Source organism: Shewanella algicola, assembly GCF_014648035.1.
Classification (GTDB): Bacteria; Pseudomonadota; Gammaproteobacteria; order Enterobacterales; family Shewanellaceae; genus Shewanella; species Shewanella algicola.
On record NZ_BMQI01000002.1, the window covers coordinates 151776 to 164004 of the forward strand.

The following is a 12229-nucleotide window of genomic DNA, read 5'->3' on the forward strand; positions in this document are numbered from 1 at the left end:
CGGTAATGAGGTAAATAGGATTAACACCATGCAGCGAATGTTCAAACTCAAGGCCACGCTTTTAGGCTTAATGTTAGTGATATCATCACCCAGCGTTGCTGGCGCTTCGCATGTGTTACCGTTAAGTTCTGCAGCCCCATTTGAGCTTGCACCAGGTCTTAAAAACAATCGTAAAAGTAACAATAATTTGGTGGTCACTAGCGCACAACAAGCCATTCAAATTGCTAAGCGCAGCTATTCCGGCAAGGTGTTAAAAGTTCAATCTAGCAATGTAAATGGACATCCTGGGTATCGAGTCAAACTACTCACCAATGATGGCGTTATTTTTTATGTCTCTGTTGATGCCACCAATGGTTCAGTGAGAAGGAACTAGCCCATGAGATTATTACTGGTTGAAGACGACTTAGCTTTACAAACAAACATTAAGCAGCACCTTATCGAGGCGCAGTACACTGTCGATGTCGCCTCAGATGGTGAAGAAGGCTTGTTCCAGGCTAAAGAATATCAATACGATGTGGCGATTATTGATGTCGGGTTACCTAAAGTTGATGGGTTAACCTTAATCAGCCAACTACGCGAACAAAATATTAGTTACCCCATTATTATTTTAACTGCCCGTGATAGCTGGCAAGACAAAGTGATTGGCCTTGATGCTGGTGCAGATGATTATTTAAGTAAACCGTTTCAGCTAGAAGAGTTAGTCGCACGTATTAATGCATTAATAAGACGCTCAGCAGGCAAAGCCAGCCCAGTGATTCAAAATGGGCCATTTAGTATTAATACCCGCAGCCTTGAAATTAAAATGCACCAAGAAGTGGTTAATTTAAGCGGCTCTGAATACAAATTATTTGAATACCTCATGCTACACCCAGGTTCAGTGCATTCTAAAAGCAGTTTAATTGAACATATTTACGATCAAGATTTCGACCTGGACTCTAACGTTATCGAAGTGTTTATTCGTCGCTTGCGTAAAAAGCTCGACCCAGACAATCAATACCAACTTATTGAAACATTACGAGGCCAAGGCTATCGTTTGCGTCAATTAGGGCAACATGAGTAAGTTATTAGGTTCGCTTAAAGTTCGCATTGTGGTCAGTGCGCTACTGCTTATTTTGGGGCTATTACCCATCATTGGCATTACCGTTAATAATGCCTTTGAAACCCAAATTAACGTTGCCGCCAAAAACCAATTAAAAGCTTATGTGTACTCAGTGTTAGCCATGGCAGAAGTAGAAAACGATGAACTACTCATGCCAGAGCACCTGCTCGAAAATCAATTTAATGTTATCGGCTCCGGACTTTATGCCCTCATTACCACCAAAGATAACCAATTACTGTGGAGCTCAAATTCATTTTTAGGTCTAAATACCCCAATCAACCTACCAAAACCTGCAACAGGTAGAAGCAGTTACGACAGCCTGTTAATTAACGACAAACCGCAATTAATTTACAGTTACAGTGTCAGTTTCGCCACCAGCGAACAACCTTTTACCATGACACTGCACATCATTAAAAACCAGCAAGAATACCAACAGCAAATTAGTCAATTTTCAAAAACTTTATGGACCTGGTTATTGATCTTAATGGCACTGTTATTTAGCGTGCAGTTGAGTTGGTTATTATGGACGTTAAAGCCTTTAGGCAAATTCAGCCAGGAGCTCAGTGCCGTTGAGCAAGGTAAGTCTATGCAGCTAAGCACCCAATACCCCATTGAGCTACAAAAGGTGGCTAAGCAGCTTAATACCCTACTGCAAACAGAGCAAAACCAACGTAAACGCTACCGTAATGCCCTTGCCGATTTAGCCCATAGTTTAAAAACGCCTTTAGCGGTCATGCAAACCCAGGTCAATTTAAATGACGCATCGTTAGAGCAAATTAATCGTATTAATCAAATTGTGGCGTATCAGTTAAAGCGTGCACAAAGTGCTGCTGGCACGGGTTGGCACCTTGGAGTCAGTGTTGATGACATTGCCGCACGGTTAGTGCGAACCTTAGGTAAAATTTATCAACAGCAACAGCTGGCTATTGATTATCAAGGCGATGCCGATGCGCGTTTTAAAGGTGATGAGTCGGACTTAACTGAGGTGCTCGGTAACGTGTTAGACAATGCCTGCAAAGCAGCCAATAGCCGAGTGTTACTCACTGTTAAGCAATTACCTAACAGTTTACACATCTGTGTTGAGGACGACGGCGCAGGCGTACCTAAAGACAAACAACAACAAATTTTTGAACGAGGCATGCGAGCAGACACCTACACACAAGGCCATGGAATTGGCTTGGCAATTGTGCGTGACTTAGTCGACAGCTACCACGGCACATTAAAAGTGACACAATCGTCCACCCTGGGCGGCGCCAAGTTTGAGTTTGCATTTACCCATTAATCAATACCCAGATAATAATCACCAGCTTTTTAAATCCTTTAGTTAGCTTTCAGCTTATGTTCATCTTCGGCTAGTTATGATGGCTTTAACAGTCATCAATGACACTGGAGATAACATGAAAAAAGCCATTCAAACACCCGCTAAAGCGCTTATTGCATTAGCCTTGGTTTGCATGCCATTAGCAAGCGTGCAAGCCGCACAGCCTACTGAGTCATACACTTACAATGCTGTAGATGAAGTAGTCAGTGATGCAGAGTTGGCACAAATGCTCGCGCCTATTGCGCTATATCCAGACAGCCTATTAACGCACATACTGATTGCGTCAACCTACCCGCTTGAAATTGTGCAAGCCAAACGTTGGTTAGCCAGTCAAGGTGATCGGGATACCAGCCAAATTATGACCGCTGTAGAGTCGCAAGATTGGGACCCAAGCGTGAAAGCCTTGGTGGCCTTTCCTAATGTGCTTGAACGCTTAAATGATGATGTAGTGTGGACACAAAACCTAGGCGATGCATTTTTACAAGATGAGGGTCGCTTGTTAGACACTATACAGTCACTAAGACTACAAGCCGATGAAGCGAATAACCTGGCTGATCTTGAACAAGTTAAAGTGACCCGAGTTGAGCGTCGAATTATTATTGAATCTGTTCGTCCTGAAATCGTGTATGTGCCTTACTATGACAGCCGCATTGTTTATGGCAACTGGCGTTGGAACAGATACCCACCTGTGTATTGGCATGCACCTGCTTATGTGCATTACCGCCCAAGTCACAGTGCGATATTTTGGGATGCAGGCGTGCGCATTAGCTTTAACTTCTTTTTTAGTGGATTCCATTGGCATGATCGCCGTGTCATCGCGGTACCGGTTCGTAAAAATTACCGTTATTACACGCCACGTAAAATCAGTTACAGCCATGGTGCACAACATTGGCAACATAAACCTAAACATCGTAAAGGCGTGGCTTATCGCAACCAAGTAGTGAGTAAACGTTACAATGGTCATTTTGAGCAACGTCATAAGCCTGTTAGCTATTCACGTGAGACAAAACGCCAGATGGTTAATGAGCCTCGTAAACAAGTGAGCCACAGCGCCAAACAAAACAAGCGCAGAGAACATGCAACGGTAAAAGGCGTCAACCGTAATCAAGTGGTAGAACATCGCAGCACAGCGCTTAAGCGCGAACTAAGTCAGCAACGTCAAAGCACCACTAAAAGCAAATCGTTTGACCGTAAAGATGAGCCAATGCGTTCGAGCTACAGTAATAAGCGTGATGTGGTGAATAATAAATCCAAGTATGAGGCAAAACCAGTAACCAATGTGGCTCAAAAGTTACGACAGGTTGAATCTAAAAAAGCTGCAACGCAAAAAGTACAACGTGCAGCAAAAGTAGAAAAAACTCGTCAATCACAAGCCGCTTCGCGAAGTGTCCAGCAAGTGGCAAAACAGCAACGCAGAAGCGAACCCAAACAGGTGCGTTCTGTCACTCGAAGTGCACCGCAAAAAGCACAACGCTCAAGCAATTCGAAGCGTAGTATGAGCAACCAACAGCGCAGCAACTCATCGAGGAAAGCAAGCCACTCAAGAAGCAGTAAACCAACCAGAGAAAAACATTAGAACCGCAAAATAAAAAACAGCATGAGTTTGAGCTCATGCTGTTTTCATTTATAGGCTCTAAGCGTGTTATACCAATCCGTTTATGAGATGGCAGGTAAGCGGATGCATACCAATAACCCTTGCGGCTCAATACGGCGAAGACTCAACTCACCTTGATGTAAACTAATAATATGTTGGCAAATCGACAAGCCTAACCCAGCCCCTTGAGAAGCATTTTCATCGACCCGGTAAAAACGGTTTTGGGCTAAACTGATTTGCTCATCTGTCATACCACTGCCCTGATCGCTCACATAAATGTTGATACCCGCATTGGTTTGCTCCGCACGCACAGTAATAACAGAGTCTACAGGGCTATATTTACACGCATTTTCAATGACATTTTTTAACACTAGCTCCAAATAAAATGGGTCGGCATTAACGGTTAACTCATTGGGAATATCAACGTGCCATTGGTAATCGGCGATTAAATGCAATAATTGATTAATTACATTATCAATAATCGCTTGAAGCTGACAATCTTGAGGATTTAAGGCATCTATCGCATCAACCCGTGACAACAATAACAACTGCTCTACCGTGTGGCTGATACGGTTAACCCCTTCATCGATAGCATTAATATAAGGTAAGGTTGCTTGTTGAACCGCCTCTCCATGAGCTGACAACTCATCACTTAACCCATCACTATGAAGCTTAATAATGGCTAATGGGGTTTTAAGCTCATGAGCTGCGTCGGCACTAAAGCGCCGCTCCCGAGCGAGGGTTTCGTTAATGCGCTGTAGATAGTTATTGAGTGCTTTTTGGGTTGAACCTAATTCTGTCGGTAAAGCGTAATTAATCGGGGTTAAATCTTGAGCAGAACGATTAGCGAGATTTCGTTCAAGTAACTTCACGGGCTTAAACAAATAGTAAGTCACCAATAACATCATTAGCATCATCACAGGGGTAATGAGTAGAGGCGCTCGCCATGAGTTGCTAATGATCATCGAGACAATTTCTTGGCGAACATCATCGCGTTGCGCGGTAATAATCCACACTTGTTTAGGCTGAGAGAAAAAACTGTACACATGCCATAATTTACCGCCAACAATGCGGGTGTCATAACCTTGAGTAAAGTGGGTCAATAATTGCTCGCCTGAGCTATCAGAATACGCCAACACTTGCCCTTGCTCTGACAATAATTGAAACGATAATTTGTGTTCATATGACAAGGTGACAGCGTTGGCTTTCTCGGCCAGGGTTTCAATCTGCGAGTCAGCAACATGAAATAACACCGGCTGTTTAATGAGTGCATCTAGTTGCGATGACGTGAGTTGATTAACATAAAATTGTTCAAGCACTTTAGCCGTTTGTACCATTTGGGCGTCAAACAGTTCTTCGACCTCATGGGTTGCATCACGATTACTTAATATGCTCGAAAATGTCACCGTCAACACAATGCCAACAAGCATCAATAAACTTAACAATAATCGTAATGAAAACATAATACCCTTATCTACACCGCAGTTTGGCGACCAATGACTATAGCGTGTCAGTTAAAATATAACCGATACCCCGTACGGTTTTAATTAGTTCTGTGGCGGTTTTTTTACGTAAATGATGAATGTGCACCTCAATGGAATTACTGCCCACCTCATCCCAGCCGTAAGTTAACTGTTCCAATTGATTACGCGTTAATACACGCCCGGCAGATTGAGCAAACTCCAGTAGCACTTGGTATTCACGGCGCGATAATGACACCAATTCGCCACGAAAATGCACCTCGCAGCGAGTAAAATCGATATTGAGTGCGCCATAACTAAATTGATTATTGTCGAGCCCATGTTGGCGCCTAATAATTGCCCGTAATCTGGCAATAAGCTCTCTGACATCAAAGGGTTTACTTAAATAGTCATCGGCCCCAATGTCTAGACAATCGAGGCGGGTATCAAAATCGGTATTGGCCGTTAACACAATAATGGGTAATGATACGCCAGAGCGACGCCACAATTTGAGCAAATCGACACCATTACCGTCAGGTAAACCTAAATCTAAAATGATTGCGCTAAAGTCTTCATTATCAAGTGCCACTTGCGCTTGTTTATAGGAAGGTAAATGGTCGACTTGAATGCCTTCTTTTGCCAAGCTCATCACCACACCTTGAGCCAGTAACTTATTATCTTCAACCAGCAACACTCGCATTTTTTACCCTCGAAAGACGTTAAAATCGACACCTTGTTGCTGCAAAAAGGCTTCAGCATCTGACCCTTTTAACATCGACATAGTGGCTAACATACCGGCCATCACACAATTTGGCGCAAGCACGGTAACCGATAAGGGCGCCTGCTCAACAGGATAGCCCGTTTTAGGATTAATAATATGGCCGTAGCGCTTGCCCTCCACCTCAATGTAACGGCGAGTGGTTCCGCTGGTGGCTAGCGCTCCCTGGCGTATGGTTAATAGCGCTGCGGCATTATCTAATTGTTGCGGATTTTCAATCCCGACCTGCCAACCATCGCTTTTGGTGATCGGGCAAGCAATATCGCCACCAAAGTTAACCAACACAGAGTGATCCGGCCATTGTTTAGCGATCATTTGCGCCGTTTTATCAACCGCATACTCTTTACCTATGCCGCCCAAATCAATACTCATGCCTGAGGGTAAATACACGTGGCTATCGCTAAGGGTCATTTGCGATAACCCAACATGTTCTATGGCCCCTGTTATATCGATGTGTTTCGGTACACTATGTTTACCGTCAAAACGCCATAATGACATTAACGGGCAGGCACTAATGTCAAAGGCGCCGTCACTCAATTGATAACATTGTTGAGCAAATTGCAATAAGTGCACGGTTTCGGCATCAATGGGTTTTGCCACCCCGTTTGCATGATTTACATGCCAAATTAAATTTCCTTCAATAAAGCGACTAAATTTTTGTTCAATACGCTTAGCTTCTTGAAACGCGAGTTGCAGCATTTGCTCGGCAATATGTTGATCATCTAGCGCCATCAAAACTTCACAGGGGCTTGCCATCGCCGTAAACGAACCTAAAAAGCCCCACTCGCGGGGCTGTAAACTTATGTTGTTTGCCTGTGGGTTTGACGAATTAGCGACCATAAGACTCTCGGTTTATAGCAGCAGGCCATTATTACTCATGCAATAATGGCCTACGATTCAAATTACATTAGATCCACATTAAAACGAATAACTGACTTGAGCAACAATCGCTTTCACTGACGGGAACAAATCATAGTTTTGTAATTGCCCCGGGATTTCAGTGCCGTTGTTATCAGGATTTTGCTGATAATACTCAAGACGATATGTCATTTCATGACCACCCGATAAACGCTGACCAAATTTAAGCCCAATGGTATACGCCGTCATATCACCAATTCGGTAATCGGCGCTGGCATATTCAGGTAATGCATCGCCGACCATTAAGAAAGGTTGATAGAACTCAGCCGCTTGTTGTTGATAGTAACGTAAGTGCAACTGACCATAAAAACTCGGGCTAAAGTAATAACGATAATGCGTTTCTAACGTGTGTGAGGTAATGTCCCAATCATCAGTACTGTAGCGATATGAAAAATCCACCACACCAGAGTCAAGCGCGCCTTTTGTCATTAAAAACACACTGTGTTTTAAGCGAGAGTCTGGACGGTTCTCATAACGATAGCCCTGGGTTAACCCGTTAAGGTCTACTTCGCTTAAAATTTTATAAGGGTCGGTCATGTAACCCGACACGCTGGACAAACCGTAATTAGCTTGCATCAACCAGTTACGGTTTAGGATCTGAGTTACACCGATCATCACATCCGTCGTTTGTTTGGTATCATCGCCGTTTAAACGGGTCTGATCAAACGCAGCTTGATACTCAGCGTCACTGTTATAGTCGGCACTAAACACCATTTCAGCCAGCGCCACAGGGCGGCCACCTACAGGGTCAACAACGTCATTCGTAAACGCCCCCGACAATGCAATTGTGGTGTTGTTTTTGTTAAAACTACGTTCTATCCCAGCATTTAAACCCATTGATAAATAATCAAATTCTTTAGAGGCATACATACCGACATTAGTAGTCCAATCTTGATTTAAGATCTCTTGCCAATTGGCACTTAACTGTACGCGAGTATCATGAAAAGTATCGTCAAGCGGCGTATCACCCGCCTTAACTGTGTACTCGCCTTTACCTGAAGGACGGGTAAATGTTTGGCTTTGCGCTTGAGCAACGGCACCTGATGCAGAGGCACCGGTTAAGCTATCTACCACAATCTTTAGGTCTAATAATGACGAGTCGCCAAAGGCTTTTTGTACATTGCCTATCGCTTCAACTGCTTGTACGCGGTCTTGTTCACCGTAATACATAATCGCTGCATCGACTTTCCAATCATCGTTAGCAGGCACGGTTTCTGCCGCTTGGGTTTGGCCAATAAGGCTACAACTGGCTAGTGCCAGTGCACTGGCAATACTTTGTGTTGACGTTAGTTGCATCCACAACCTCCACCGGCTAATGAGCGGCCACCACTGGTGCCTTCTTTACTGAAATAAATGTGATCATCTAGTGCTAAATCCAGCTTTTCACTGCTCAGCGCCATGTCTTCACGGGCAAATTGATCTTTTTCCCATGGCTGCACACCTAAACTCGAACACCCCAACAAACTGCTGGCAATCGCTAATGCCAACACTGTTTTAATTAAAGGCTTATAAAGTACATTACTCATGTGATGACTCCTGTAACAACAATTGAATTTCTTGCTCATAAGCAGGAATATTGTCTTGATAAAATCCCACATGAGTCTGAACTAGTTGCCCCCGACGATTAAACAAAAAGCTACTTGGCATGCCTTGTAAATCATAGGCTTTAGCAACATCACCTTCGGGGTTAAAAACAAGATTAAAATGGGCTGGCAATTGAGCTAAAAACTCATGGGCAAGTGCTGTATCAACATCAAGATTAATGGCCACGACCTCGAATCCCTGTTGTTGATATTTTGCATGCATGGCATTCATCCATGGAAATGACTTACGGCATGGTCCACACCAAGACGCCCAAAAATCAACATAAACCACCTTGCCAGCATATTGCTGCAAACTAACTGATTGACCTTGAGCGTTTAACACTGAGTGCTCTAAAGACGGCGCTGCATACGCTGCAGAGCTTAGACTCAGTGCCACACTAAATAGGGTAAAACTGAATTTATTTGTGAGAGAAAATAACTTTTTAGACATTATATTTTCACCTTATGAGTTGATAAGTCACACACTAGGTTACCAATCTTAAGGTTTACTTAAGCTAAAAACAGATTTAAGTATTAACGATAAACAGCCAATAGTTTCATCTGTATTAACCACCAATCATTTTAGATACAATGCCTTTTTCATCGGTAGATTCGGCAATGAATATACCGGCCACGTGCAAACTGATAAATGGAATAAAATACCATAATGCCAGTTTATGTATTGTTTCTACTTGATGCTCTATGCCCTCAGGACCAAATTTGAGTAGTAACCCGGTGACCACCGACATGGCCACACCGGCATAAAACACCCAATACACCCATGCTTGAAATTTTTGCTTCATTGTCGCCTGACGGCTCAATGGCGAAAGATAATGCAGACCAAATTTAGCCATATACATAAAGCGAGCAAACACCAATACACTCACGGCATAACCAAAATAAATGTGCCATTTAAACATCACTCCACGGATCCCTTTTGCAATATTGACCGCTTGTTTATCGGTGATCATGACATCAATATTGGCTAAGCCTTGAGTGATCACTGCTGCCATGTGATGTTTCTCCATCCAGCCTAAACGTAACAATACGGTTAATAACATCACCAACATGGTTATCGCTAATCCCCAGTGGAGGAAGCGGTGAAGCAATGGAAAATTAGATTGGGTATACATAGACACCTCGATAGATTAAGTTAACCACTGCATTATGGTCTCTTAAGCTTAACATTCACTTACGGTTTTGGATTTTATTCGCAATATGACTGACTGGGCGACAAGATAAATATGAAAGGGATTTATGAATAGGACGCTCTCATGGCTGAATTTTTTAAACGTACACAAACTTTAGCACTGCTGATTGCCGGTATTGGTACATCGTTAGGTGGGCTTTATACTATCGCGCCTCAATGGGCTTTAGCGCAGTTAAACCAATTGCCCTATATTGTTAGCGATACAATATTTATTCAGCATTGGGGCTTTTTAGTGTTGATGATGGGCTGTAGTTTCTTGATTGCGATATTTCGTAATGACTGGATCATCCCAGTGTTTTGGGTGGCATTAATTGAAAAGTTATTTTTTGTCAGTTTAGTGATTAGCCATTCAAGTGAACCGTTTATTAATGGTTTTTGGCTATCCATGGCAATGGACAGTGTTATCTGTCTGTATATTGCCGGCTATCTATTGAGCGCTAGACAATCGAAAACTAAGACGCGCCAATAGCATCTATAGGTTCTTCACGATCACATTTTTTACAGTTAAGTTGCATACCTAAATGTTGAGCGCGACCAAGATCGGTTGTGACCCATTCGCGGACAGTCCAGGGTGGGTCATGGCGCACATGCTGAAAATGCCCACAAACTAACTCGGCAACCCAATGATGTTCTTCATCTTGGTGGTAAGCCATTATAGCTTGTTGCATGCATTTCCCTATTGGAGCCACAAAAAAGCCTGAACATGTCAGGCTTTTTGTCATTGCTTATCGTTATTTTTTACGATCGCGAATATGGCTCATTGCACGCTTACGGCGACGCTCCTGCCCTAAGGTTAACTTGTCTGTTTTACCTTCAAACGGGTTAGCACCTTCGTGGAAACGTAACTGGATTGGCGTACCAACCACTTTTAATGAACGGCGGAAATAGTTCATCATATAACGTTTGTATGAGTCAGGCAGCTTATTGACCTGGTTACCGTGTACCACAACAATCGGTGGGTTATATCCACCCGCATGGGCATATTTAAGCTTAACACGGCGACCATTAACCAATGGTGGTTGGTGATCTTCTTGCGACATTTGCATAATACGGGTCAACATCGACGTGCTCACACGACGGGTTGCACTGTCATAAGCTTCTTCAATTGACTCATATAAATGGCCAACACCGGTACCATGTAACGCTGAAATAAAGTGAATACGGGCAAAGTCGATAAAACCTAAACGACGATCTAATTCACTTTTAACTCGGTCTTTAACAAGTTGATCAATACCATCCCACTTGTTTATAGCAATCACTAGCGCACGGCCAGCATTCAATGTAAAGCCAAGTAAACCAAGGTCTTGCTCTGCAATACCTTCGCGCGCATCAATCACTAACAATACCACGTTAGCGTCTTCTACCGCTTTTAGTGTTTTGATCACCGAAAACTTCTCGATAACTTCATGCACTTTACTACGACGACGAACACCTGCTGTATCAATGAGCACGTATTCACGACCTTCGCGTGACATCGGAATATAAATACTGTCGCGAGTGGTGCCTGGCTCGTCATAAACCACGACACGCTCTTCACCTAAAATACGATTAATCAGCGTTGACTTACCCACGTTTGGCTTACCAATAATGGCCAACTTAATAGGCAAGTTTTGCAAACGAGTTTGTTCAGCTTCAGCTTCTTCTTCGGTGTATTCACGCTCAACCTGCTCGCCTTCTTCGTCAAGCTCACGGACAATGCCCATAGCTTCAGCATAAGGTGTTAGCGCATAGTCAATCATGTTGGTGACGCCACGGCCCTGTGCAGCAGCCATTTGGTATACTTCACCTAAACCAAGTGACCAAAACTCACCACAGGCCGAATCGGCATCGATACCATCAACTTTGTTAGCGACCACAAAGGTCACTTTGTCACGGCTACGTAAATGCTGGGCAATGGCTAAGTCGGCAGCCGTTAAACCGGCGCGGGCGTCAGTCATAAACAAAACGACATCAGCTTCTTCAATGGCAGCTAATGACTGCTCGGCCATTTTAGTTTCGATCCCTTCCTCGGAGCCATCAATACCGCCGGTATCAACAACGATAAACTCGTAACCGGCTAAAAATGCACGGCCGTATTTACGGTCACGTGTTAAGCCAGGAAAATCAGCTACTAACGCATCACGAGTACGTGTAAGACGATTAAATAATGTCGATTTACCGACGTTTGGTCGCCCCACAAGGGCCACTACAGGGATCATGATTTTGCCTCTAAAAAACTTTTCAATAAAAAGCCCCCGGAACGCTTCCAGGGGCTCTAGTAGAGATA

Annotated in this window: 14 protein-coding genes; 5 read left to right on the forward strand and 9 right to left on the reverse strand. The window is 43.5% G+C overall.

Going from position 1 to position 12229, the window contains the following annotated elements; translation table 11 throughout:
- Window positions 1-28 precede the first annotated feature (28 nt).
- From IEY42_RS01890 to IEY42_RS01905, 4 genes are all read left to right on the forward strand, one after another.
- Complete coding sequence (locus tag IEY42_RS01890; protein WP_229779861.1) at window positions 29-373, forward strand: PepSY domain-containing protein; 345 nt, start codon at window positions 29-31, stop codon at window positions 371-373.
- Between the two features lie 3 nt (window positions 374-376).
- Window positions 377-1060 carry a response regulator transcription factor gene (locus tag IEY42_RS01895; RefSeq protein WP_188923676.1) on the forward strand — a complete coding sequence of 228 codons (684 nt, stop codon included), beginning with the start codon at window positions 377-379 and terminating at the stop codon, window positions 1058-1060.
- Window positions 1053-2381, forward strand: a complete 1329-nt coding sequence (locus tag IEY42_RS01900) for an ATP-binding protein (protein ID WP_188923677.1) — start codon at window positions 1053-1055, stop codon at window positions 2379-2381. Before IEY42_RS01895 ends, IEY42_RS01900 begins: the two co-directional genes overlap by 8 nt.
- 115 nt (window positions 2382-2496) lie before the next feature.
- Window positions 2497-3996 (forward strand): DUF3300 domain-containing protein, encoded by a 1500-nt coding sequence (locus IEY42_RS01905; RefSeq protein WP_229779863.1) that lies wholly within the window; start codon window positions 2497-2499, stop codon window positions 3994-3996.
- 80 nt (window positions 3997-4076) lie between these two features.
- Here the strand turns inward: IEY42_RS01905 and IEY42_RS01910 are convergent, their stop codons facing one another.
- From IEY42_RS01910 to IEY42_RS01940, 7 genes are all read right to left on the reverse strand, one after another.
- Window positions 4077-5477 (reverse strand): sensor histidine kinase, encoded by a 1401-nt coding sequence (locus IEY42_RS01910; protein WP_188923678.1) that lies wholly within the window; start codon window positions 5475-5477, stop codon window positions 4077-4079.
- 37 nt (window positions 5478-5514) lie between these two features.
- A complete protein-coding gene (locus tag IEY42_RS01915) occupies window positions 5515-6174 on the reverse strand; it encodes a response regulator (protein ID WP_188923679.1) in 660 nt (219 codons plus the stop codon).
- Window positions 6175-6177: 3 nt separating this feature from the next.
- A complete protein-coding gene (locus IEY42_RS01920) occupies window positions 6178-7092 on the reverse strand; it encodes an FAD:protein FMN transferase (RefSeq protein WP_229779865.1) in 915 nt (304 codons plus the stop codon).
- A 78-nt stretch (window positions 7093-7170) separates the two neighbouring features.
- Window positions 7171-8466, reverse strand: coding sequence for a DUF3570 domain-containing protein (locus IEY42_RS01925; protein ID WP_188923680.1), 1296 nt, complete (start codon window positions 8464-8466; stop codon window positions 7171-7173).
- Complete coding sequence (locus IEY42_RS01930) at window positions 8457-8696, reverse strand: DUF4266 domain-containing protein (protein WP_188923681.1); 240 nt, start codon at window positions 8694-8696, stop codon at window positions 8457-8459. Before IEY42_RS01930 ends, IEY42_RS01925 begins: the two co-directional genes overlap by 10 nt.
- Window positions 8689-9204 carry a TlpA disulfide reductase family protein gene (locus IEY42_RS01935; protein ID WP_188923682.1) on the reverse strand — a complete coding sequence of 172 codons (516 nt, stop codon included), beginning with the start codon at window positions 9202-9204 and terminating at the stop codon, window positions 8689-8691. Before IEY42_RS01935 ends, IEY42_RS01930 begins: the two co-directional genes overlap by 8 nt.
- A gap of 115 nt (window positions 9205-9319) precedes the next feature.
- Window positions 9320-9886 (reverse strand): cytochrome b/b6 domain-containing protein, encoded by a 567-nt coding sequence (locus tag IEY42_RS01940; protein WP_188923683.1) that lies wholly within the window; start codon window positions 9884-9886, stop codon window positions 9320-9322.
- 141 nt (window positions 9887-10027) lie between these two features.
- Between IEY42_RS01940 and IEY42_RS01945 the strand changes: the two genes are divergently transcribed.
- A complete protein-coding gene (locus IEY42_RS01945; protein WP_188923684.1) occupies window positions 10028-10432 on the forward strand; it encodes a hypothetical protein in 405 nt (134 codons plus the stop codon).
- Here IEY42_RS01945 and IEY42_RS01950 read toward each other — a convergent pair.
- Window positions 10416-10631 (reverse strand): DUF3565 domain-containing protein, encoded by a 216-nt coding sequence (locus tag IEY42_RS01950; RefSeq protein WP_188923685.1) that lies wholly within the window; start codon window positions 10629-10631, stop codon window positions 10416-10418. The two genes, IEY42_RS01945 and IEY42_RS01950, sit on opposite strands and share 17 nt — an antisense overlap.
- Window positions 10632-10694: 63 nt before the next feature.
- Window positions 10695-12161: a ribosome biogenesis GTPase Der gene (gene der, locus IEY42_RS01955; protein ID WP_188923686.1), complete on the reverse strand. Its 1467-nt coding sequence runs from the start codon at window positions 12159-12161 to the stop codon at window positions 10695-10697.
- Window positions 12162-12229 lie beyond the last annotated feature (68 nt).

Bases quoted from the DNA above. Each gene is read 5' to 3' on its own strand.
- IEY42_RS01890 (WP_229779861.1), top strand. From the start codon at position 29: ATGCAGCGAATGTTCAAACTCAAGGCCACGCTTTTAGGCTTAATGTTA.
- IEY42_RS01895 (WP_188923676.1), top strand. From the start codon at position 377: ATGAGATTATTACTGGTTGAAGACGACTTAGCTTTACAAACAAACATT.
- IEY42_RS01900 (WP_188923677.1), top strand. From the start codon at position 1,053: ATGAGTAAGTTATTAGGTTCGCTTAAAGTTCGCATTGTGGTCAGTGCG.
- IEY42_RS01905 (WP_229779863.1), top strand. From the start codon at position 2,497: ATGAAAAAAGCCATTCAAACACCCGCTAAAGCGCTTATTGCATTAGCC.
- IEY42_RS01910 (WP_188923678.1), bottom strand. From the start codon at position 5,477: ATGTTTTCATTACGATTATTGTTAAGTTTATTGATGCTTGTTGGCATT.
- IEY42_RS01915 (WP_188923679.1), bottom strand. From the start codon at position 6,174: ATGCGAGTGTTGCTGGTTGAAGATAATAAGTTACTGGCTCAAGGTGTG.
- IEY42_RS01920 (WP_229779865.1), bottom strand. From the start codon at position 7,092: ATGGTCGCTAATTCGTCAAACCCACAGGCAAACAACATAAGTTTACAG.
- IEY42_RS01925 (WP_188923680.1), bottom strand. From the start codon at position 8,466: ATGCAACTAACGTCAACACAAAGTATTGCCAGTGCACTGGCACTAGCC.
- IEY42_RS01930 (WP_188923681.1), bottom strand. From the start codon at position 8,696: ATGAGTAATGTACTTTATAAGCCTTTAATTAAAACAGTGTTGGCATTA.
- IEY42_RS01935 (WP_188923682.1), bottom strand. From the start codon at position 9,204: ATGTCTAAAAAGTTATTTTCTCTCACAAATAAATTCAGTTTTACCCTA.
- IEY42_RS01940 (WP_188923683.1), bottom strand. From the start codon at position 9,886: ATGTATACCCAATCTAATTTTCCATTGCTTCACCGCTTCCTCCACTGG.
- IEY42_RS01945 (WP_188923684.1), top strand. From the start codon at position 10,028: ATGGCTGAATTTTTTAAACGTACACAAACTTTAGCACTGCTGATTGCC.
- IEY42_RS01950 (WP_188923685.1), bottom strand. From the start codon at position 10,631: ATGCAACAAGCTATAATGGCTTACCACCAAGATGAAGAACATCATTGG.
- der (WP_188923686.1), bottom strand. From the start codon at position 12,161: ATGATCCCTGTAGTGGCCCTTGTGGGGCGACCAAACGTCGGTAAATCG.